Source organism: Actinomyces oris, from assembly GCF_001553935.1.
Taxonomy (GTDB): Bacteria; Actinomycetota; Actinomycetes; order Actinomycetales; family Actinomycetaceae; genus Actinomyces; species Actinomyces oris_A.
The window spans coordinates 598,756-619,532 of sequence record NZ_CP014232.1 but is presented as its reverse complement, the minus strand read 5'-3'; the positions used below and the strand labels follow the sequence as shown (position 1 = coordinate 619,532).

Annotated in this window: 16 protein-coding genes and 2 pseudogenes; 12 read left to right on the top strand and 6 right to left on the bottom strand. The window is 70.6% G+C overall.

Features of this window, described 5'->3' with window-relative positions:
* Window positions 1-36 precede the first annotated feature (36 nt).
* The 4 genes and pseudogenes from AXE84_RS12395 to AXE84_RS02705 all read left to right on the top strand — a co-directional run.
* Window positions 37-195: pseudogene (locus tag AXE84_RS12395) on the top strand (GTP cyclohydrolase I); the annotation flags it as partial.
* 49 nt (window positions 196-244) lie between these two features.
* The gene (locus tag AXE84_RS02715; protein WP_010614432.1) at window positions 245-655 is read left to right on the top strand and encodes a YvaD family protein; all 411 of its coding nucleotides are present in this window, start codon (window positions 245-247) and stop codon (window positions 653-655) included.
* Window positions 656-771: 116 nt separating this feature from the next.
* Window positions 772-1,125, top strand: coding sequence for a DMT family transporter (locus tag AXE84_RS02710; RefSeq protein WP_060956740.1), 354 nt, complete (start codon window positions 772-774; stop codon window positions 1,123-1,125).
* On the top strand, window positions 1,122-1,445 hold the full coding sequence (locus tag AXE84_RS02705; protein ID WP_060956739.1) for a DMT family transporter: 324 nt from the start codon (window positions 1,122-1,124) through the stop codon (window positions 1,443-1,445). Before AXE84_RS02710 ends, AXE84_RS02705 begins: the two co-directional genes overlap by 4 nt.
* 359 nt (window positions 1,446-1,804) lie before the next feature.
* Here the strand turns inward: AXE84_RS02705 and AXE84_RS02700 are convergent, their stop codons facing one another.
* Together AXE84_RS02700 and AXE84_RS02695 are read right to left on the bottom strand one after the other, a co-directional pair.
* Window positions 1,805-2,965, bottom strand: coding sequence for a sensor histidine kinase (locus AXE84_RS02700; RefSeq protein ID WP_060958117.1), 1,161 nt, complete (start codon window positions 2,963-2,965; stop codon window positions 1,805-1,807).
* 305 nt (window positions 2,966-3,270) lie between these two features.
* A complete protein-coding gene (locus tag AXE84_RS02695; RefSeq protein WP_236750113.1) occupies window positions 3,271-4,467 on the bottom strand; it encodes a sensor histidine kinase in 1,197 nt (398 codons plus the stop codon).
* 68 nt (window positions 4,468-4,535) lie between these two features.
* On the opposite strand from AXE84_RS02695, the gene AXE84_RS02690 reads away from it, so the two are divergent.
* Window positions 4,536-5,210, top strand: coding sequence for a response regulator (locus AXE84_RS02690; protein ID WP_003789125.1), 675 nt, complete (start codon window positions 4,536-4,538; stop codon window positions 5,208-5,210).
* A gap of 44 nt (window positions 5,211-5,254) precedes the next feature.
* Here the strand turns inward: AXE84_RS02690 and AXE84_RS02685 are convergent, their stop codons facing one another.
* The 3 genes from AXE84_RS02685 to AXE84_RS02675 form a co-directional block, all read right to left on the bottom strand.
* The gene (locus tag AXE84_RS02685) at window positions 5,255-7,735 is read right to left on the bottom strand and encodes an FtsX-like permease family protein (RefSeq protein WP_060956737.1); all 2,481 of its coding nucleotides are present in this window, start codon (window positions 7,733-7,735) and stop codon (window positions 5,255-5,257) included.
* Window positions 7,735-8,508, bottom strand: a complete 774-nt coding sequence (locus AXE84_RS02680) for an ABC transporter ATP-binding protein (RefSeq protein ID WP_060956736.1) — start codon at window positions 8,506-8,508, stop codon at window positions 7,735-7,737. Before AXE84_RS02680 ends, AXE84_RS02685 begins: the two co-directional genes overlap by 1 nt.
* A gap of 418 nt (window positions 8,509-8,926) precedes the next feature.
* Window positions 8,927-11,425 carry an FtsX-like permease family protein gene (locus tag AXE84_RS02675; protein WP_060956735.1) on the bottom strand — a complete coding sequence of 833 codons (2,499 nt, stop codon included), beginning with the start codon at window positions 11,423-11,425 and terminating at the stop codon, window positions 8,927-8,929.
* A 360-nt stretch (window positions 11,426-11,785) separates the two neighbouring features.
* Here AXE84_RS02675 and folP point away from each other — a divergent pair, with 360 nt between their 5' ends.
* The 6 genes and pseudogenes from folP to AXE84_RS02650 all read left to right on the top strand — a co-directional run bounded on the left by folP (window position 11,786) and on the right by AXE84_RS02650 (window position 18,322).
* Window positions 11,786-12,664: a dihydropteroate synthase gene (folP, locus tag AXE84_RS02670; protein ID WP_060956734.1), complete on the top strand. Its 879-nt coding sequence runs from the start codon at window positions 11,786-11,788 to the stop codon at window positions 12,662-12,664.
* Window positions 12,661-12,837, top strand: a pseudogene (locus AXE84_RS13385) (dihydroneopterin aldolase); the annotation flags it as partial. The gene folP and the pseudogene AXE84_RS13385, both read left to right, overlap by 4 nt.
* Window positions 12,838-12,976: 139 nt before the next feature.
* Complete coding sequence (gene folK, locus AXE84_RS13380; protein ID WP_257721704.1) at window positions 12,977-15,466, top strand: 2-amino-4-hydroxy-6-hydroxymethyldihydropteridine diphosphokinase; 2,490 nt, start codon at window positions 12,977-12,979, stop codon at window positions 15,464-15,466.
* Entirely contained in the window at window positions 15,466-15,966 is a 501-nt protein-coding gene (locus AXE84_RS02660) for a DUF3180 family protein (protein WP_060956733.1), read from the top strand. Before folK ends, AXE84_RS02660 begins: the two co-directional genes overlap by 1 nt.
* A complete protein-coding gene (locus AXE84_RS02655; RefSeq protein WP_060956732.1) occupies window positions 15,963-16,565 on the top strand; it encodes a PH domain-containing protein in 603 nt (200 codons plus the stop codon). Before AXE84_RS02660 ends, AXE84_RS02655 begins: the two co-directional genes overlap by 4 nt.
* Entirely contained in the window at window positions 16,562-18,322 is a 1,761-nt protein-coding gene (locus tag AXE84_RS02650) for a PH domain-containing protein (protein ID WP_060956731.1), read from the top strand. Before AXE84_RS02655 ends, AXE84_RS02650 begins: the two co-directional genes overlap by 4 nt.
* Before the next feature lie 152 nt (window positions 18,323-18,474).
* Here the strand turns inward: AXE84_RS02650 and AXE84_RS02645 are convergent, their stop codons facing one another.
* Window positions 18,475-19,443, bottom strand: coding sequence for a Rossmann-like and DUF2520 domain-containing protein (locus AXE84_RS02645; RefSeq protein WP_060956730.1), 969 nt, complete (start codon window positions 19,441-19,443; stop codon window positions 18,475-18,477).
* Window positions 19,444-19,680: 237 nt separating this feature from the next.
* On the opposite strand from AXE84_RS02645, the gene panC reads away from it, so the two are divergent.
* Window positions 19,681-20,694 carry a pantoate--beta-alanine ligase gene (gene panC, locus AXE84_RS02640; protein WP_060956729.1) on the top strand — a complete coding sequence of 338 codons (1,014 nt, stop codon included), beginning with the start codon at window positions 19,681-19,683 and terminating at the stop codon, window positions 20,692-20,694.
* Window positions 20,695-20,777: the final 83 nt, after the last annotated feature.

The window sequence follows — 20,777 nt, the reverse complement described above, 5'->3', positions numbered from 1 at the left end:
TAGTTCTAATAAAGTTGGGTTGGGCGTAGGCCGCCGGGGGTGCTGGTGGTCGTTGAGGCCGAGCACTTGTGTATGTCGATGCGGGGCGTGCGCAAGCCCGGCTCCAACACGGTCACCTCCGCCGTGCGCGGCATCATGCGCAACGCCGCCACCCGCTCCGAGGCCATGAGCCTGGTCCTGGGCCGGTGGTCCTGAGGTCTGGTCGGGCCTCGACACCGGGGAGGACCGGTGAAATAGTGGGGCGATGAGTCCCACGTACAAGAGGCTGCTGGTGGCCGTCGATGCCGGGCTGCTGCTTTACTGGGCGGCCGTCTTCCTCAATCTCATTCCCGAGCACCTGCGTTTCAAGGACTACTCCAACCAGGTCATCCAGGCCTGGAACTGGTCCTTCTTCCCGCTCGACGTGGCCGCCGCACTGACCGTCTTCCTCGGCGCCCACCTGACGCGGGTGGGCAGCAGGATCGGGGACCTGGTGCTGACGGTTGGGCTCATGCTCACCTTCTGCGCCGGGTTCATGGCGATCTCCTTCTGGTCCTTCTACCGTGACTTCGACCCGCTGTGGTGGGGGCCCAACGCCGTGCTCATGATCGTCCCGGCGCTCGCCTTCGGCTCCATGGTCTGCCGGCGGCTCGAGACCGCGGAGAACCGGGCGTGACGGTCAGGGACGTGCTCTGCCCGTCCACGTGGGGGAACGCATGCCGCCCGGGCGCTCCCACCGGCCGGACGGTGCTTGGTGCGCGGAAGGAGTGCCCGGGGGCGCCGGGCCACGGCGTGTGCGCCTGGCCGGCGCTCGGAGGCGCCATCATCTCCGAGGTGTCGGCGACCCTCGCCCTGCGCCAGGCCCTCAACCAGCCGGGCTTCTACGTCATGGTTGGGATCGGGTACGCGCTGGCCTTCATCCTCCTGTCGCTGACGCTCAAGGCCGGCATGCCGCTCGGTGTCGCCTACGGACTCTGGGGCGCCCTGGGCGTGGCGCTGACCGCCGTGCTGTCCATGCTCGTCTTCGGCGAGCCGATCACGGTGCTCGTCGCCCTCGGCATCGCGCTCATCATGGCCGGGGTGCTCCTCGTCGAGGTCGGGGCGCAGCGAGCAGGCACGCAGGACAAGGAGGGCGAGGCGTCATGAGCGGGCTCTACCTGGTGGCGGCTATCGCCTCCGAGACCACCGGCACACTCTCGCTCAAGCTCGCCTCCGACGGCAGAGGACTGCGATGGTACGGCCTCGTCATGGCCGGCTACCTGGGGGCCTTCGCCCTGTTGACCCTGGCCCTCAAGGAGGGGATGGCGCTCGGTGTCGCATACGGGATCTGGTCGGCCGGGGGAGTGGCCGTCACAGCAATCGCTTCCAGACTCCTCTTCGGTGAGCCGCTGACCCGCACCATGGTGGCCGGCATAGCGCTCATCATGGCCGGGGTACTCCTCGTCGAGCTCGGCAGCGCACACTGATAACGCGCCGGCGGCGATCGCGGGCCAGAATGTCCAAATCGGTGACAAAGGACCGCCAGCGCTCCTTGGCCGTCCATGTGAACCGCGGAATCATGCGGTTTTCTTTCGTCAGTGTGGGGCTGGCCCGAGCCTTTGTATCCGATGTGGACACGATCCCGCTCACTTCCTCCGAGGGCGGACTGGCCGGACGGGCCTCTGAGGTGCGTGGCGCGGGCAGAAGGCTCTCTCGGCCGGGGACATTCGACATCGACGGGTGCAGTTCCACGCGTTCGGGTACAGGACGGCTGTCCCCGAACGCGTGACATGTCCCCGGCTGGAGTGGTTGGCACCCGGCCGCGCGGAGTGTCCCCGCCGGTGCCTCAGTCGGTGGGCATTGGGGATATGGGTTGGAGGGGGATGGTGAAGATAGTGGTCCAGCGGTCGATGGTGTGGGTCGTGTGGAGGGAGCCGCCCAGGGATTCGATGCGTTGCTGGGCTTGGAAGAGACCGAGCTGGGATGAGGTGGCGGTGCTGGCGGGCCGACCGGGGTCGATGGGGTTGGTGCACATGCACTCGAGGGTGTTGTCGTCGGTCTCGATGGTGAGGGTGGCGGTGCTGGAGGGAGGAGTGTATTTGGCGGCGTTGTTGATGAGCTCGGCGATGATGCGTACGAGCTGTTGGCGGACGCCAGGGCCGATGCTGGGGTTGTCGAGCAGGTCGGTGCCGTGGGTAGTCAGGTGGGCGTCTCGGTGCGCGAGGGTTTCCCGGACGGCGCGGATGGTGTCAGTCAGGGGCGGTGGGGGTGAGGCGGCCAAGAGGAGGAGGGAGTCGTCTCCTTCGGCGGCGCTCATGGCTTTGAGGCTGCGTCGTAGCTGTTCGACAGCGGTGCGTACGGGGGTGATGATGGCTGCGAGTTCTTGGTTGAGGCGGGCGTTGTGGGGGTCGGCCAGGCGGGCTTGCTCGGCGATCATGACGGCGTGGCTGAGGTCGCGTACAACGGTGTCGTGGAGCTCGGAAACGACCAGGCGTCGTTGCTGGTCGAGCTTGCGCCGGCGCTCCTGCTCGGCGACGTTGGCCTGGAGGCGGTGATGGCGGACGACCTCACCGATCACCACACAAGGAACGCCAATAGTCGCTGTTTGGATCAGTCCTAAATACCACGTTGGTGTTGCTGAGAGGTGTGACAACGTCGTTGCGAACGCGAGGGGGTAGATCATGTCGCGTCGGAGGCCCCGGCCCAGGAGCATGATGCAAAGCCCCCACGGCAGTGCCACGGCAATGCCGCCAAGATCGTAAGGGGAGTTGGCGGCGAACCAGGCGATGGCCAGGCTTGCGGCTGCTCCTGCGGCGGGAAGCCGGGATGCCAGGGGCAGGCAGGCCAGGCTCATGGCGGTGACCAGGAAGGCGGAAGGAGTATGAGGGACTCCCAATGCCGCTGAGGTGGCTAGGAGGAAGATGGCAACTCCTGCATGGAGCAGGTGAGTGCGTTGCGTGGGGTGCCATGTGAAGGATGTCTGAGTGTCGAAGGCGGGAAAAGGCATGTTGACCACTCTCGTGTTGCCGGGATGTTGGGAGATGGGTTCTGAGACGGAGGGCTACCGGATGGATGATGGAGGAGGCATGCCGTCGACGGTGTTGACGGTGCCGACGGCTGGTCGTGTCGTGCTGGGCTCAATCGGTGCCATCTCAGGTGGCAGGATGCAAGCGCCGGTTACGCAACCTCATACGACATATCCGGGCCACGGAGTCGTGAAGGGCCTTATGCCCGGGCCGCCGTGCGGGGCAGGTCGTGTGTCCGGGCTGAGGCGCCGGCAGGGTCTTGTGTCAGGCCATGGTGGCGGGCCTGTCAGGAGACCGCCTGGAAGGGGACGCTGAAGACCGTGGTCCAGCGGCCCTCGCCCTGGCTCACGCTCAGGCTGCCGCCCAGGGCCTCCACGCGGCGCCGCGCCCCCTCCAGGCCCAGGCCCGAGGAGAAGGCGTCATAGCCCGGTACGCCACTACCCGGCGCGCCGCCGCCCGCCCACACGCCACCGACCTGCCCCGGGAGGCCGACGTCATTACTTGCCATCGCCTCCAGGGATCGCCCGTCGGACTCGATGACCAGCCTCGCCCGCCCCTGCGGAGCCGTGTACTTGGACATGTTCGACACCAGTTCGCCCAGCACCCGCAGCAGCTGGAGGCGCACGCCCGGCGGAATCACGGGGATCCCGAGCAGCTCCAGGCCCTCGACCTCCAGGTGCGCCCCCCGCTGTCCCAGGATGGCCGCGGCATCGGAGATGACCGCCTCCAGTGGGCGCGGCGCGGAGGTCGCCTCGATATCCAGTCGCTCGCCCCCGCGGATGTCACTCATGGCGCGCAGCGCGTGCCGCATCTGCTCCACCGCCGCGCGCACCGCCACCGTCATCGCGTCCAGCTCGGGCGCCAGCGCCGCGTCCTGGGGATGCGCGAGTCGGGCCTGCTCGGCCGTCATGACCGCGTGCGTCAGGTCCCGCACCACCGTGTCATGCAGTTCAGTGACCACCAGGAGACGCTGGCGCTCCATGCTCTCGCGGTAGGTGTGCAAGGAGCGCTCGGCCTGGTCGCGCGGGCTGCGGATGAGCTCGGCCACAGTGATGGCCCCGCCCCCGATAAAGAGCGAGACCTGCAGCAGCGTGAACCAGGGCGGGCTCGCTCCGTTCCACTGGATATCGGCGATGAGGATCACCAGCGAGAAGACCACCAGGCTGTAGGCGGGCATACGCGAGAAGCCGCGGGCCACGAGGATCGCCGTGCACAGCCAAGGGATGATGCCCGGAGAGAAGGGAACGTCGGTCAGCACCACGGTGGCGGTCCACGCCGACGCGCTGCCCAGCAGGGCCCCGGGCCACGGGAAGCGGCTACTCAGCGCCAGCGCCAGCCCCCCGATGATCTCGGAGAGGACCGCGATGGAGGACATTGGCCAGGTCGTCGCGATCGAGAACAGAGTAATCAGCGCGGCCAGGGAGGCGTGCGCCAGGTGCAGCCGCCAGGTCGGCCGCCACGTCGTGTACCGCGTGGGCTGCATCAGATTCGCCGCAACAGCCGACACCGTCTCACCACCTTCCCCTGAACTGATCCGGATAATATCCCTCCATGACGGTTCCCAACGTGACTGATGCTCCGGCTGCTCCCTCGCAGGTCCTGCGCGTCGCCATCGTCGATGACGACCCCTTCGTCCTGCAGGCACTGCGGGCCTACCTCAGCTCCGACGAGCGCATCGAGGTGACCAGCACCTTCTCCCGCGCCGCCGACGCCCTGGCCTTCCTCCACAAGATCCGCGTGGACGTCCTGCTCACCGACGTGCGCATGCCCGAGATGGACGGCCTGGAGCTGCTCACCCGGGTGCGCCGTCAGTGGCCCCGCACGGCCGTCGTCGTGCTGACCTCCTTCGACGACGACGAGGCGATGGTGGCCGCGCTGGCCCAGCACGCCAACGGCTTCCTGCTCAAGGACGCCTCGCCCGAGGAGATCATCCGCGCCGTCATTGCCGCCAGCGCGGGCGGGACCACGATCTCCCCGGCCGCCACCTCCCGGCTCGTTACCCGCCACCTGCGCTCCCCGCAGACGGCCCAGGCCCCCGACGTCACCGAGGCCGAGCAGGCGGTCCTCACCCTCCTGTGCGAGGGCTACTCCAATGCCGAGATCGCCGAGCAACTCGTCGTCGCCGAGTCCACGGTCAAGACCCACGTCTCCCACCTCATGAAGAAGTACGACGTCCCGTCCCGACTCAAGCTCGTCGTCGCCGTCCACAAGACCCAGGGGGCCTGAGTCCGCCGTCCCGGTCACTGGAGCAGCCCTCACCGCCGGTCTCCTCACTCCTCGGACAGGGCCCTGACCGGCGGCACCGAGGCGGCCCGGCCGGCCGGGCGTAGCGAGGCCGCCAGGCCCACGGCCAGCGTCACGGCGAACATGCCGATCAGTGCGAAGTAGGGGACGTGCACCGTCATGCCTTCGGCGGACTTGGCCATCGCGAGCGTTTCGGAAACGCCCAGCGCCGTCCCCACGAGGAGTCCCAGGCCCCCACCCACGGTCGCCACGAGGACCCCCTCGGTCACGATGAGGTTCCTGATCTCCGAGCGAGGGCTGCCGGTGGCGCGTAGAACCCCGATTTCCCGAATGCGCTCCAGTACCGAGACGTCCGTGGTGTTGGCCAGCCCGGACAAGGCGATGACCAGGGCTGCGCCCAGAACCAGGCAGACGATGAGGGCCATCCTCGTGATGAGGGATGACATCTGCTCGCTCGCTGACGCGCTTCCGCTCACCATCATTTCTTGACCGCGGATGGCCGCAATGAGGGCGTGCTCGGTATCGGATGTCATGGAATTGCCGGTGGAGCGCACCCACACGGTGGCGTTGGTGGGAGTATCGCCATTGAGGCGCTGGGCCACTGCCGGGCTGACCACAGCTCCCCACCCCTCCTGGACGCGAGCCGTCAGCTCAACACTTCCGGTTGCCCCGGTTAGGGTGACTGTGGAGCCGTCCGGAATGTTATAGATGCCGCTCACGATGAGGGTCTTGTCATCGAGGCCCTCCAAGCCGCTGGTGGACCGTGCAATAGGCGCGATACTGCCGGTATCAATGACGTCGACACTGATGTCCTCCGATTCTCCGTCGACGGTCTGGGTCAGGTCGAGGGTGGGAACGTAGGTGACGTCCTTGACGCCGTCGACTGCTTTGACCTGCTTCGTTAGCTGCGCGGTATCGGTCTGCGGCGTGACCCCGAAGATCCTGGCGTCCACGGGTGAGCTGTGGCCGAGGATGGCGTCGAAGGAGGCGTTCAGAGAGGACAGGCCGACGAAGAGCGCTGACCCCACCAGGACGCAGACGAAGAGTGTGGCGGCGGTGGCGGCGGAGCGTCCGGAGTTGCGGGCCAGATTGCGTGTGGCCAGCTGCAGCACCGGGAGTCGAGTGTCCCCGCTGACTTTGCCGATGAAGCCAATGATGGCGGTGACGAGCAGAGGAAGGCTGAGGACGGTCCCAACGACGACGACGGCGCTTCCAGATGCTGTGATGTAGATATCGGAGGCCTGAATGCCGAGGGCGACGATGGCCGCACCGATGACAGCGATGATGACTCCGGCGACAGCGACCCACATCCTTCTGCGTCCGGCCTGCTTGGTGCTTGTGACCTGTCCTGTAAGCGCCACGAGCGGTGAGATGCGGGTGGCCTTGCGGGCCGGGCGCAGGACCGCGATGAGGGTGACTAGCGTCCCCAGGGCGACGGTGAGCCCGAGCGACACTGGGGAGATGGTGAGCTGATCCGCCTTGAGGTCCGCGAAGGTTCCCGAGGACACCGCGATGGCGCCGAGGCCGGTCCCGAGTGCCGCGCCCAGGACGGAGCCGACCAGACCCGTCATGAGTCCGGTGCGCAGGACGGCGAGCATCACCTGACGGCGGGTTGTGCCGATGCAGCGCATGAGTCCGACCATGCGTGTCTGACGCGCCACCAGGGTGCTGAAGGTGGTGGCGATGACGATGATGGCGACGACCGCACAGACCGGGGCCAGGAGATTGATGATGCTCGCAATCGTTGTGCCGCCCGTCTGCGCCTGGGCGCGTTGAGCGATGGCCTCGTCTCGGCTCTGAACCGATGCGGCGGGCTGGACCGAGTGAACGGTCTGAGACACCTTGGTGAGGAGTGCGCTTGCGTCCGTTCCCGGCTTCGCCTTCACGTGCAGGCTGCGGTAGTCCATACGAGCGCCCATTGCCTGGAGCTGCTCGGTGGTGGCGTAGAGGGTGTCGGTGTCGGTCTCCCTGCTGTCGGCCCCGGCGGAGATGATGCCGACCACTGTGGGTGCCGAGTGGACGGCCTTGGCGTCGTCAATCTTGGACGTGAGCCGGATGGTGTCGCCGACGCTCAGGCCTTGCTGCTCGGCGAGCATGGAGTCGATGGCGACTTCGCCGGTTGTCTTGGGGAGTCGGCCTCTGCTCAGGGTGGTGAACTTGGTAAGCGCCGGGACGTCCTGCGCGGCGATCTGGGCTCCGACGGAGTGGCTCAGCTGCTTGGGCAGGTCGAGCCCCAGCATGTCCCAGTGGGCGCCGCGGACCGAGGCGACGCCGTCAAGGGCGGAGACCCGGTTGAGGAGGGAGTCGTCCAGGGCTTTTTCAGTGCTTTTGGCCCCACGACCATCCTGGACGACGACAGCGGCGTCGCCTACGGACACCCGTGCGCTGGTCTGCGTCTGAGTGCGGAAGGAGTCGGAGATGATGAAGGCGAAGGCGATGAGGGCGGCGCTCATGGCCACGGCCACGAGGGCGGAGATGGTTCGCCGCAGATCGAGGAGCGAAGGCATCAGCGGGCCTCCATCCGGGGTGCAGGGCCGGCAGCGGAGGAGTGGCCCGCGGCGTGATGGGCGCCGGACCCGGCCACGCGGGTACCGGCCGGGCGGCGCACGGCCTCGACCCCGGTGATGTGCCCGTCGCGCAGGCGGATGATGCGGTTGGTGGTGGCGGCCGCCTGCTCGTCGTGGGTGACCATGACGACGGTCTGCCCCAGGCGCTCGCACATGCCGGCCAGGGTCTCTAGCAGGGCGGCGGCCGAGGCGGTGTCCAGCGCCCCGGTGGGCTCGTCGGCGAAGACAACCTCGGGGCGGCCCACGAGGGCGCGGGCTACGGCCACGCGCTGCTGCTGGCCGCCGGAGAGCTCGTGGGGCCGGTGGGACAGGCGGTCGCCGATGCCCAGGGTGGAGATGACGGCGTCGTACCAGTCCCGCTGTGGTTTGCGGTGGGCCAGGCGCTGAGGCAGGAGGATGTTCTCCTCGGCGCTCAAGGTAGGCAGCAGGTTGAAGGACTGGAAGATGAAGCCGAGGCGGTCGCGGCGCACGGCGGTGAGCTGCTTGTCCTTCATGCCCGACAGGTCCTGACCAGCGATGAGGACGCTGCCGGAGGTGGGGGTGTCCAGGCCCGCCAGGCAGTGCAAGAGAGTGGACTTGCCCGAGCCGGAGGGGCCCATGATGGCCACGAACTCGCCGCGTCCCACCACCAGGCTCGCCGAGTCCAGGGCGACGACCCGGGCCTCGCCTTCGCCATAGACCTTGGTCAGGCCGCGGGCCTCGACGACGTGCATCGGGGCGGCAGCAGGGGCAGGTGCCGCCGGTGCTCCCTGGGCCACCCGTCCTCCCTGGGGGACCGGAGCGGGATTGGCGGCGTGGCTGAAGGACGGGGGCTGGGGTTGAGTCGTCATCTCAGGACCCTTCTCGTGTGGCTGACTCGTGTGGTAGGCAGGGCCGGTCGTCTGATTCGTGTCGCGTCCGGGGGTTGCCCTGTTGACGTGAAAAAGCCTAGAAACGGCGCCATCACAACGGAATGCGTCGAAGGACGGGACGCGCGAGCCCCTGTCCACCGAAAGGCGGAGGTGAGGCGGTACGAAGGTGTGGCTGCCCCGTGCCCTGGAACCAGGGCACGGGGCAGCCACTTCTCAGGCCTCGTAGCAGAGTGGGCAGAGGGTAAGAGGGTGAGCAGAGGGACGGTCGAGGAGGCTCTCCTCAGTCCTGAGCGAGGGCGTGGACGGGCGGGATCCGGCTGGCGCTCTCCGCGGGACGCAGCGAGGCCAGGACACCGACCGCGGCGGCCATCAGAAGAATGCCGACCAGGATCAGGGCCAGCCATGGGACCGGGACGGTCAGGAGGCTGGTGGAGTCGGTGGTGAGCAGGGCGGCCGCCCCTGCGATACCCACCCCGCAGCCGAGCAGGATACCGATGATGCCGCCCAGGAGCGCAGTGAGGACGGCCTCGGTGATGAGCAGGCGCCTGATCTCGCTGCGTTGGGTGCCGGTGGCGCGCAGGACCCCGATCTCCCGGGTGCGTTCCAGGACGCTGACATCGACGGTGTTGGCCAGGCCTGACAGGGCGATCAGCAGAGTGAAGACCAGCATGGCGCCGATCGCTATGGAGATCTGGCGGACCTGATCGGTGAGGTTGATGCGGCCCTCCTGGGAGTCGCCGACGGAAAGGCCGCTGCCCGCAACTGCCTTGCGGACGGCGGAGACAGGAGCCGGATCCGTACCATCGCCGTCGGCGCGCACCCACAGGAGGGAGGCGGTCGGAGCGTTGCCGACCAGCCGATGCGCGACGGCGGGGGTGACGGCGGCGTCGACCCCCTCCTTCACCCGGACGGTGAGGTCAACGCTGCCGGCGGGCCCCGTGAGGATCACGGGGGTTCCGTCGGCGATGTTGTAGGTGCGGTCCAGCAGGAGAACCCGGTCATCGAGAGCCTCCAGCGCCTTCCGAGAGCGCATGACCGGGGAGACCGTCTTCGCGTCGACAGCAGAGACGGTCAGGGCCTCCTTCTGGTCCTTCTGGCGACCGCCGGTCATGGTGACCTCGAATTGTGGCACGGGGACGACGCCCTCCACGCCGTCAACGGCGGCTATCCTCGCAACGGTTGAGGAGGGGTCCTGGCCCGCGCTCAGCTCTCCCACGGTGATGTCGACGGGGGTGTAGTGGCTGATGTAGGTTCGCAAGGAGGAGGCGACACTGGACAGGCCACTGGACATGGCGGCCGCCACCGCGACGGCGACGAGCAGGGACGCGGTGGTCGCCGCGGTGCGGGCGGGGTGGCGGGCCAGGTTGCGGGTGGCCAGGTGGAGGATAGGTCTGCCTTCCTGACCGCAGACCGATCCGACGAGGCGGGACGCTCCGACGACGAGCAGGGGAAGCGCAAGGATGATCCCGAGGACGGCGACCACGGCACCCGCCCCGATCATCTCCAGGACCCGCCAGATGACTCCGCCGTGGATGAGGCCGAGGCCGAGCGCGGTGACGACTACCCCCGCGACGGCAGCAGTCACCCGCCGTCTACTCAGTGACTGATGGCCGGCGGTCTGCCCGGTCAGTGCCATGAGCGCAGACACCCGGCTGGCCTGGCGTGCTGGTCTCAGGATGGAGACCAGGGTCACCACGGTGCCGACCAGGACCGCCAGGGCGAAGGAGGTCCAGGAGATGGTCAGGTGACGAGACTCGACCTCCTCGATGAGGCCGGAGCCGATGACGGGCACCGCGACGGCGGCTCCGACGGCGGCTCCGGCGACCGATCCCGCCAGCCCGGTGAGCAGGGCGGTGCGCAGCACAGAGCCCACGACCTGACGGCGGGTCGCGCCCACGCAGCGCAGTAGACCGATCTGGCGGGTCTGGCGCGCCATGAGCGTCGTGAAGGTCGTGGCGATGACGATCCCGGAGACGACGACGCACACGGGGGCGAGGATCTGCAGAAGAGTGATCGTCCTGGAGGCGGTGCCGTCGGAGGCCTTGGCGCGCATAGTGACGATCTCGGAGGCGGTGTATGCCTGTGCACTTGGCTGCGCGGTGGCCAGGGCCCCGGTGACGGAGCTGAGAAGCGCCTTGTCGCTGGTCCCCGCCTTCCCGGTGACGTAGAGGACGGCGGGGGCGTCGGGAAGCCCCATGGCGGCCTGAGCCTGGCCGGTGGCGAAGATGTAGGGGGTGTCCTCGGCGTCGTACCGGGTGACGTCAGCCCCGGGCCGGACCACGCCGACAATGTTCACGGTCGTGGAGGAGGCGTCCTCGGAGGCCCTCAGTGTGAGGGTGCTGCCGACCTTCACGTTCTGCTGCCGCTCCAGGACGGCGGGGGAGACGGCGATCTCGTTATCCGCCTGCGGCAAGCGGCCCTCCACCAGGCGGGTGCTGCCCGCAAGCGCCGGTACGTCCAGGACCGGGAGATTGCTCTCCTGAGTCGTGCCCCGGCGGCCGGTCAGGACCCATCCCTCGACATAGGGGCGCACCGATGCGACCCCGTCAGCCGCGGAGACCTGCTGCACGGCCCGCTCGGAGATCCTGCCTCTGGCGGCGTCGTCCTTGTGGTCCGCCAGGACCACCACGTCGGCGTCACCGACACTGGCGCGGGCGCTCTCGGTGATCCTGGTCCGAACGGAGTCGGAGACGATGAAGACGAAGACGATGAGGGCCGCACTCATGGCCACCGCCACGAAAGCGGCAGCACTGCGGCGTAGATCGAGCAGGGCGGGCATCAGCAGTCCTTTTCTCGTTGTTCTTTCCCAGCAAGAGCCGCGGTCGATGAGTCGCATGGTCCTGGGGAGTCGGTGGATGCCTCGAGGCTAGGAATCGCGGAGAAGAATCGGAATGCGTCAAAGGGACGGACTGCAGCGGCGTCTCCGCCTTTCGAGGGAGGCCCGCCGGCTGCCGGCAGTGGTGTGGCCCCATCACTTCGACCAAAACTTCATAGAAGACGCGGAGCCGTGTCGATTCTGAAGTTTTGGTCGAAGTGAGCGGCCCTGACCCCGCCGGATCGTGTCCCGGCTCTCAGTGTGAGGTGGCCTGAAGATGTTTCGGTCCTCCCGCTGCGGCGGGCCAACCGTTAGCCTGACCCCGTGACGAATCTTCCCGCCGCCGCCCCGGCCCCCCTGCCGGGGTTCGTGCCCCGCGACCGGACGCTCCTCATGGGCGTCCTCAACGTCACCCCCGACTCCTTCTCCGACGGCGGCCGCTGGGCCGACCCCGAGGCGGCCGTCGCCCACGCCCGCGAGCTCATCGCCCAGGGCGCCGACATCATCGACGTCGGCGGGGAGTCCACCCGCCCCGGCGCCCAGAAGGTTGACGTCGACACCGAGATCTCCCGGGTCCTGCCCGTGGTGCGCGCCCTCCTCGCCGACGGGACCGGCGCCGCCGGCAGCGCCATCATCTCGGTGGACACCATCCACGCCGCCACCGCCGAGGCCGCCATCGACGCCGGCGCCCACATCATCAACGACGTCTCCGGGGGCCTGGCCGACCCCGCCATGCACGACCTCATCGCCCGCACCGGCGTCGTCTACGTCTGCCAGCACTGGCGCGGCGACCCCGAGACCATGGACCGGCTCACCGACTACCCCGGCGGCGTCGTCGCCGGAGTCGAGGCCGAGCTGCGCGAGCGTCTGGCCGAGCTGGACGCTGCCGGGGTGGATCGTGCCCAGGTGGTCCTGGACCCCGGCCTCGGCTTCGCCAAGACCCACGCCCAGTCCTGGGAGCTGCTGGCGGCCACCTCCCGCCTCATCGCCGACCTGGGCCGGCCCCTCCTGGTCGGCTCCTCCCGCAAGCGCTTCCTCGCCCAGGCCGCTGAGGCCGAGGCCACCCCCGTCCAGCGCGACGCCGTCACCGCCGCCACCACCGCCCTGGCCGCCGCCTCAGGCGCCTGGGCCGTCAGAGTCCACGAGGTCCCGGCCAACCGGGCCGCCGTCCGTACCGCCTCCCTCTGGAAGGAACACCAGTGAGCACCACCGTCTCCGCGACCACCGACCGGATCAGCCTCATCGGCCTGTCCGCCCGTGGCCACCACGGCGTCCTGCCCTTCGAACGCGAGGAGGGCCAGCTCTTCACGGTCGACGTCATCCTCGACCTGGGGCAGCGCGGCACCGCCGTGGCCGCCGTCACCGACTCGGTGACCGACGCCGTTGACTACTCCCGCGTGGCCAACGGCATCGTGAGCATCATCGAGGGGAACCGGTCAACCTCATCGAGTCCCTGGCGGACCGGATCGCCGAGCGGGTCCTGTCCTTCCCCGCGTCGTGGCCGCCGAGGTCACCGTGCACAAGCCCGAGGCTCCCCTCGACGTCGCCTTCGAGGACGTCTCAGTGACCATCCACCGGGTGGCCGACGCCGCAGCCGGCCACGGCGGAGCCCCCGCCACCAGTCAGGCCGCCTGGGCCGCACAGGCCGAGGCACCGGTGGCCGTCTCCGCCCAGCCCTACGCCTCCCCCTCCTCCTCGGCATCCCCGGTGGCCGCCGCCTCCCCGGCGGCGCCCGCCTACGAGCCCCCCGCCGCCCCCGCGGCCCCCCTCGTCCCGGAGGTCCCCGACTTCTCGGGAGCCTCCTTCACGGGCGGCGACGCCGCTCCGGCCACCTTGGCCTCCGAGCCCCCCATCACCCCGACGCCCTCGCCGGCCTCGCCGATGGAGGCTCCGGCCCGCTCGCCCTTCGCTGCCGCCGCGCCCTCGGTCCCCACGCCGATGCCGGCCGAGCCCGGCGCCGTCGGTGGGGGCGCCGAGTCGACCCAGCCCTGGGCGCCGGACTGGGCCACCGAGAGCGCGGACTCCTCCGTCGCATCGGCCTCCTGGGCACCCGAGGCCCCGGAGGCCCCCGAGGCCGCCAGTCTGACCTCCGGTGAGTCCGCCGATTCCTACGCGGCGTCGAGCGCACTGGACGCCCCCTCGACCAGCGCCCCCACTGCGGCCTCCGCCGGCAGGAACGCCGGTGCCGACGGGTTCGTGAGCCTGGCAGCCGACGCCCTGGGCGCGGCGCCCGCCACCAGTGAGCCGGAGGCCAGTGCCCTGAGCTATGCCGAGGAGGTGGCCGCTGACGCCTCCGCAGCAGCCTCGTCCGAGCCGGCTCCCGCCGCCGACGGCCTTGCTGTTCAGCTGCCCCGCGAAGGGCGCCACGTCGCCTCCTCCGAGGAGGGCGAGGGCCAGTCCGCCCCCGCTGTCGAGGGCTCCGCAGACCTTTTGAACGCTCCCGTCGCCTTCGACGAGTCCGGCTCCTATAGCGGAGCCGCCGCCAGCCAGGTCGGTGACGCCGGGGCCGCCCCCGAGGCAGCGGGCGCCGAAGCTGCCGGCTTCCCCTTCCCCACGCTGGGTGGGGACGTCTCCGCCTCCGGGACCGCCGCTGACGGTTTCGTTGACTCCTCCTCCGTCCCGGCCTCCCCGTCCCTGGGAGAGCCCGGGCCCAGCCCCTTCGACGGCCCCGGTGAGCTCCCCGGGGCCATGAGCCAGGACGGCGCGGCACCGGCTTACTCCGAGTCCTCATACTCCGAGCCCTCCTACTCCCAGCCCTCCGTCTCCGAGGACTTCTCCCAGCCCGCTGAGGGCTCGTACGCCGCGCCGTCGGCGCAGCCCGACTTCCTGGGGGCAGCCGCCCCCGGCGCCGCACCGGCTCCCGTTGCGCCTGAGGCCCCGGCGGCTCCCGCAGCTCCGGTGGACCCGCTCTCCGAGCGGCCCGCCCGCCCCGTCGGCGTCGTCTTCGGCCTGGGCGCTAACGTCGGCGGAGTCGTGGACTCCCTGCGCACGGCCGTCCAAAGCCTCAGGGCCACCGAGGGCATCGAGGTCACGCAGGTGGCGCCACTGGCCCGCACGCTCGCCGTCGTCGCCGAGGGTGCCGAGCCCCAGCCTGACTACCTCAACACGGTGGTCACAGCCATGACGACCCTCTCCCCGCGCGAGCTGCTCGAGGTCTGCCAGACCCTGGAGATCGCGGCCGGGCGCGTGCGCACCGAGCCGTGGGGCGTGCGCACCCTGGATGTGGACCTGATCGACGTCGAGGGCATCACCTCCTCCGACCCGGCCCTGTCCCTGCCGCACCCGCGCGCCGCTGAGCGTGCCTTCGTCCTGGTGCCGTGGAGCCAGGCCGACCCCTTCGCCGAGCTGGCCGGGCACTCCGTGTCCGAGCTCGCCGAGAACGCCCCCGACCGGGGTGGCCTGCGCTGGCTGGCCTTCGACTGGCTCGACTCCGAGGCTCTGCCGGACAAGCCCACCGGCCCCTACGTGGAGCCCCCGGTGGCGCAGGACGCCGCAGGCTCCGAGCCCGGGCTGGTCTATGACGCCACCCGAGACGAGTCCTCCGTGGCCGACGCCTCCCTGGCTGCCGACTACGCCGGCAGTATCGCCGAGGCCTCATCGCCCGCCCCGGAGCCCGCCGCCCCCGCGCAGCAGCTCGGCGACCAGGGGCCGTTCGAGTCCTCCCCCTTCGGGCAGTCGCCTTTCGACACCTCCAACGAGGCGGGCTCCTGGGACGAGCAGGCCCCGCAGATCGACTCGCCCTACCAGGCCGCTTCGGCCCCCGAGGCCGCCGGACCGCAGGGCGCCTACGCCCCCGGTCTCACGGCCGGGTCGGATGGGCTCCCCCACGGCCAGCAGAATGTCGGCAGCTACGCGAACTACGCCTCCAGCCAGCAGGAACAGGCCGATGCCCCGGCCTCGCAGCAGCAGAATGACGCCGCCGGGGACGCCTGGAAGTCCCCGCTCCAGTGGAACGACGTCATCGGTGGTGGCGCCCAGGGGACAGGTCCCCGTCAGGACGTCTGATGCGGCGCACCCGCTGGACCAGTGCCGTCACCTGGTTCATCGCCGCCGCGGTGACCTCCTGGGTGGCCGGTGACCTCCTGCTGCGCCACGTCGGCTGGGTCCCGGTCCTCTCCCCCTGGGGGGCGGTGACAGCGCTGGTCATTGCGGGCATCGTCCTGGTGGCGGGTCTGGCGGTCAGGCGGCTGCGTGCGCGCGAGCGCACCTGGATCACCCCGACCGGCGCCGCCACCACGGCGGCCGCCGCCCAGGCCTCCGCCATCGTGGGGGCGGTGCTCGGCGGCGTCTACGGCGGCGGGATCATCCTGGCGCTGGTGACGCCGCGCTCGCCGGCCATGACCCACCTGGCCTGGACCTCGACCGGCTGCCTGATCGCCTGCCTCCTGTGGTGCGTCGTCGGCTTCGTCGTCGAGCAGTGGTGCTCCATCTCCGGTGACGGCGACGACGACGGCTCGGCCGGCCCCTCCGGGCGGGCCCCCGAAGGACCAGGAGCCCCCGCATGACCAGTCCCGGAACAGGCCCCGGCGCGATGCCCGGTACCAGCCCGGCCGCACCTGCTGCACCCGCCGCGGCCCCGGCACCCGTCCGCCCCGGTGAGCCAGCCACGCGGCCACCCGCCGGCGCCGACCCCTTCGCCCCCGACGGCGTCGTCTTCCACCCGGTCTCGCCCCGCCTCATCACCGCCCGCATTCTGGGGGTCGGTCTTTTCTGCGCCGTCGTCATCATCGGCTTCGCCATCCCCGGGGTGCTCGTCTCCTCCGGATACTTCATCCCGGCGGGGATCTTCGCAGCGCTGTTCCTCTGGCAGCTCTGGCTCATTCCGCGCCAGGTGCGGGCCATGGGCTACGCCCTGGCCGACAACCACCTCCTGTGGCGCCACGGCGTCATGTTCCGCTCCATCACCGTCACCCCCTACGGGCGCATGCAGTTCGTGGACACCTCCCAGGGGCCGCTGGCCCGCTGGCTGGGCATCGCCGAGGTCAAGCTCCACACGGCCTCGGCCAGCACCGACGCCACGATCAACGGGCTGCCGGTGGCCGAGGCCGAGCGCCTGCGCCAGGTCCTGTCCCAACGCGGTGAGGAGAGGATGGCCGGGCTGTGAGCCCCAGCTGGGAGAGCCGGCTGGAGGCCGCCCGGAAGGCCAGGGCGGACGCCGCGGGGGAGAGCGGGCCCGCCGCCTCCCGGGATCTGCCCCTGCCCGAAAATGTCACCTGGCACCGGGTCAGCCTCGTCACGCCGGTGCTGGAGGGCTGGAAGATCGTCACCGGTGTCCTGGCCTTCGTTACGGTCCAGAACCTCGACGAGCTGGTGCGCGCCTACCGCTTCATCTCCGAGCACGGCTTCACCCTGGGCGGGGGGATCGGCTACTACCTGCTTGGCCTGGTCGCGTTCATCGCCCTGTGGGTGGGGCTCGGGCTGCTCAGCTGGTGGCGGCGCGCCTACGCCGTGGACGCCGACGGCGTCTACCTGCGCTCGGGCATCCTCAGCCGCAAGCTGCGCACGGCCCGTCTGCCGCGCATCCAGTCGGTCGACGTCGTCCACCCCCTGCTTGGGCGCATCTTCGGTCTGGGGCAGCTGACCGTCGAGGTCGCCGGGGGCCGGGACTCGCGGGTCGTCATCGGATTCCTCACCACCCGCGAGCTTCAGACCCTGCGCGACCGCATCCTTGACCTGGCCGCCGGACAGATCGACCTGCCCGGCCCCGCTGTAGAGGCTGGCGCCGTCGGGGCGAGTGCAGTGGGCCGCGACACCGGCGGCATCGATAATGCCACGTCCGCCGTCAGGCCCGAGGGCCTCGCGCCCGAAGGGGCCGCCGGCTCTCAGGCCGCCCCCGAGCAGCGCGCCGTGCCGATGCGGGCCTCTCACTTCCGGGAGCACCCGCTCTACAGTGTCGATGGCGCCACCCTCCTGGGCTCCCTGCTGCGCAGCTCCTCGGTCTATGTGCTCGGGCTGGCGGTCATCGGCATGCTATCGGCGGGGATCCTCATCCTCGTGTCGGACTCCATGACCGGCAGTGAGGCGCTGACGATCATCTCCTCCTACCTCACGATGGTCATCGCGATGGCGACCATCGTGTGGAGCCACTTCAACAGCGCCTGGAACTTCCAGGCCGCCGCCACCCCCAGCGGCATCCGCATGCGTTACGGGCTCACCTCCGACACCTCCCGCACGCTGCCGCCCGGACGGGTCCACGGCGTCGGGATCGCTCAGCCGATCCTGTGGCGCGGCAAGGACTGGTGGAAGGTGGACGTCACCGTGGCCGGCCGCGAGGACCGATCCCAGGACGGCCAGAACCGGCAGTTCGGCAACCTGCTCCTGCCCGTGGGGGTGCGCGACACCGCCTTGCGTGCGCTGTGGCTCGTGGTCCCCGACCTGGGCGTGCCCGACCCCGACAGGCTGCTCGCCCAGGCCCTCATCGGCCGCGACGATGACGGTGTCGGCGACCCGCAGGCCCCGGCGGGCTCAGCCGAGCGCGGCTTCGTGCGCATCAGCCGCCGCGGACGGCTCTTCCGCCCCCTGACCTGGCGGCGTGCAGCCATCGCCCTCACCGACACCTGCGTCATCATCCGCCACGGCCGCTGGCGGCGGCGAGTGGCCGTCTTCCCCTACGAACGCATCCAGTCCCTGCGTGTGCGCCAGGGGCCGCTGGCGCGCCGGCGGGGCCTGGCCTCCCTCCGACTCGACATGGTCGCCCAGGAGGTCCCCGCCTCGATCACCAACCTCGATGCCGCCGACGCCAAGGCCCTCGCGGCACGGATCAGTCAGCGGGCGCTGCACCGGGCCCGCGCCGAGCAGCTCGACCGGTGGCTCGCGCGCGCCGTCGCCGCCACGCAGCCTGCCGGGCCCTCAGCGCGCTAGGTCCTGTTGCGTATGTCCGGGCGGAGGCCGGTTCTCGCCAGTGGTCGACGTCGCGGTCGTACCTGAGGGCTCGCATTCGAGAGGTAGAGGCTACGAACGCGCGCCCTAAGTTACGAACACGCGGACGCTTCACCCCACTTTCGCAACATGCCCTAGCTGCGCAGGGCGTCGCGCAGGCGCAGGGCCTGCTCGGCGGTCAGGCGCCCGGTGGCCTCGCAGCGCTCAGTGGTGGCCGCGGCCAGCTGCCGGTAGGAGGCGACCACGTCGTCGAGGCCCCGCCCCTGGCTGTCGCGCAGCGTGGAGAGCGCCTCCAGGTGAGCGGCCACCGTCCCGACGTCACCCCTCGAGACCGGACCGGTCAGGCCCGCCTCGCCCTCGTGCAGCGCCCGGTCCAGGGCCGCCGTGAGTAGGGGACCGAGCGTGGCCGCACCGTCCTCGACCCCGGCGGCCGCCAGCACCCGCACGGCCTGCGTCACCACGGTCAGCAGGTGGTTGGCACCGTGCGCGAGGGCCGCGTGGTAGGCAGGGCGCGCCGACTCCTCCAGGACGAAGGGCTCCCCGCCGAGCTCGACCACCAGCGCCTGCGCGATCGGCAGCACCGCGGCGGGTGCAGTGACAGCCATCGGGCAGCCGACGAGCCGGGCCACATCCGTGGAGAACCCGGAGAAGGTCATCGCCGGGTGGATCGCCAACGGGATCGCCCCGCAGCCCTGAGCCGGGGCGAGCACGGCGGCGCCGTAGCGCCCCGAGGTGTGGGCCACCAGCTGGCCCGGCTGCCAGCGCCCCAGGTCCGCCAGGCCCTGGACGAGCGGCCCGAGGGCGTCGTCGGGGACGGCCAGCAGGACCAGCTCGGCGCGCTCGACGATCTTCTCGACCTCCAGGACCGGCACACCGGGAAGCAGCATCTCGGCACGCTCGCGCGACTCCTCCGAGACCGCGTGGACGCCGACGACCTGGTGCTCCACCGCCCGCAGCGCGCAGCCCAGGACCGCCCCGACGCGCCCGGCGGAGATGATGCCAACGCCCAGCCGGCCCGGCCTGCTCGGGCTGGCAGGGGCGGCCGGGACCCGGCCCGCGTGCTCGCCGCCTGTACCTGGGCCCGTGCCATCGATGTCGCTCATGCCCCGATGCTCTCATGCTCGCCGTCTGCCCCGGCCTAGAGCGAGCCATCAAGGCGAATCTGTCAATTTTGGCGACTTTTCCCCGGCCGCAGGCGGCCCGTTGTTCAAGGCGACCCCTGTGACCTGCGGAAACGTGAATCGAGATGGCCTGGTTGCTCGGATTCGGCGCGGAAAAGTCGCCACCGTGGACACTTTCACCTTCCTGCGCGGGTCACCGGCCCGGGCGGGGCGACTAGCGTGGGGCACGTGAGCACTGAACCCGCACCGACGCCCGTTCCCACCCCCCGATCCGCCGGCGCCGCAACCGTCCTGGCCCGCAGCCGAGTCGATCTCGCCACCGCCCTGGCCGAGTCCCCGGATTCCCGGGCGGTCGTCATGACGATGGGCGCCCTCCACGAGGGCCACTTCGACCTCGTGCGCGAGGCCGCCCGGCGCGTCGGGCCGACCGGCACCGTTGTGGTCACCATCTTCGTCAACCCCCTGCAGTTCGCCCCCACCGAGGACCTCGACGCCTACCCGCGCGACCTCGAGGGCGACCTGGCCGGGCTGGCCCGCACCCTCACCGGTGCCGACGGCACCCTCGGCGTGGGACGCCTCATCGTCTTCGCCCCCACCCCGGAGGTCATCTACCCCGCCGGGCAGCCGGCGGTGCGCATCGACCCCGGCCCCATCGCCACCGTCCTGGAGGGGCGCACCCGCCCCACCCACTTCGCCGGCGTGTGCCAGGTCGTGCTCACCCTCATGCACCTGACCGCCCCGCGCTGGGCGCTGTTCGGCCGCAAGGACGCCCAACAGCTGGCGATCATCGAGTCCATGGTGCGCGACCTCGCCGTCCCGCTGGAGATCGTGCCGGTCGACATCCGCCGCGAGAGCGACGGCCTGGCCATGAGCTCACGCAACGCCTACCTCAGCCCCGAACAGCGCCACCAGGCCCTGGCCCTGTCCCGTGCACTCCAGGCCGGCCGGGACGCCGCCGCGCAGGCCACCGGCTCCCGGCCTGACCCCGCCGCCATCCGCCAGGCCGCCCTGGCCTCCCTGGAGGCGGCCGACGGCGTCGAGATCGACTACGTGGCCCTCGTCGCCCCGGACAGCTTCGAGGACCTGGCGGGCACCGGCCTCGGCCTGCCGCGCAGCGAGCCCGCGGGGGAGGACGAGGGGGAGGGGCTGCCCGCCGTGGGCCTGCTGGCCGTCGCCGCGCGCGTGGGCACCACCCGACTCATCGACAACACTCTCATTGACCTGCGCCCCTGAGCAGGGCTGATCAGGCTCGCTCTGGGTGCCCGGCTCGCCCGGGTGCTTGCGCGGGGCCAGCCGCTGTGAACCGGGCCGGCCCC

What these genes read in the sequence shown, in the direction of transcription:
- AXE84_RS02715 (WP_010614432.1), top strand. Translation starts at nt 245, where the DNA reads ATGAGTCCCACGTACAAGAGGCTGCTGGTGGCCGTCGATGCCGGGCTG.
- AXE84_RS02705 (WP_060956739.1), top strand. Translation starts at nt 1,122, where the DNA reads ATGAGCGGGCTCTACCTGGTGGCGGCTATCGCCTCCGAGACCACCGGC.
- AXE84_RS02700 (WP_060958117.1), bottom strand. Translation starts at nt 2,965, where the DNA reads ATGCCTTTTCCCGCCTTCGACACTCAGACATCCTTCACATGGCACCCC.
- AXE84_RS02695 (WP_236750113.1), bottom strand. Translation starts at nt 4,467, where the DNA reads ATGCAGCCCACGCGGTACACGACGTGGCGGCCGACCTGGCGGCTGCAC.
- AXE84_RS02690 (WP_003789125.1), top strand. Translation starts at nt 4,536, where the DNA reads ATGACGGTTCCCAACGTGACTGATGCTCCGGCTGCTCCCTCGCAGGTC.
- AXE84_RS02685 (WP_060956737.1), bottom strand. Translation starts at nt 7,735, where the DNA reads ATGCCTTCGCTCCTCGATCTGCGGCGAACCATCTCCGCCCTCGTGGCC.
- AXE84_RS02680 (WP_060956736.1), bottom strand. Translation starts at nt 8,508, where the DNA reads ATGCACGTCGTCGAGGCCCGCGGCCTGACCAAGGTCTATGGCGAAGGC.
- AXE84_RS02675 (WP_060956735.1), bottom strand. Translation starts at nt 11,425, where the DNA reads ATGCCCGCCCTGCTCGATCTACGCCGCAGTGCTGCCGCTTTCGTGGCG.
- AXE84_RS02660 (WP_060956733.1), top strand. Translation starts at nt 15,466, where the DNA reads ATGCGGCGCACCCGCTGGACCAGTGCCGTCACCTGGTTCATCGCCGCC.
- AXE84_RS02655 (WP_060956732.1), top strand. Translation starts at nt 15,963, where the DNA reads ATGACCAGTCCCGGAACAGGCCCCGGCGCGATGCCCGGTACCAGCCCG.
- AXE84_RS02645 (WP_060956730.1), bottom strand. Translation starts at nt 19,443, where the DNA reads ATGAGCGACATCGATGGCACGGGCCCAGGTACAGGCGGCGAGCACGCG.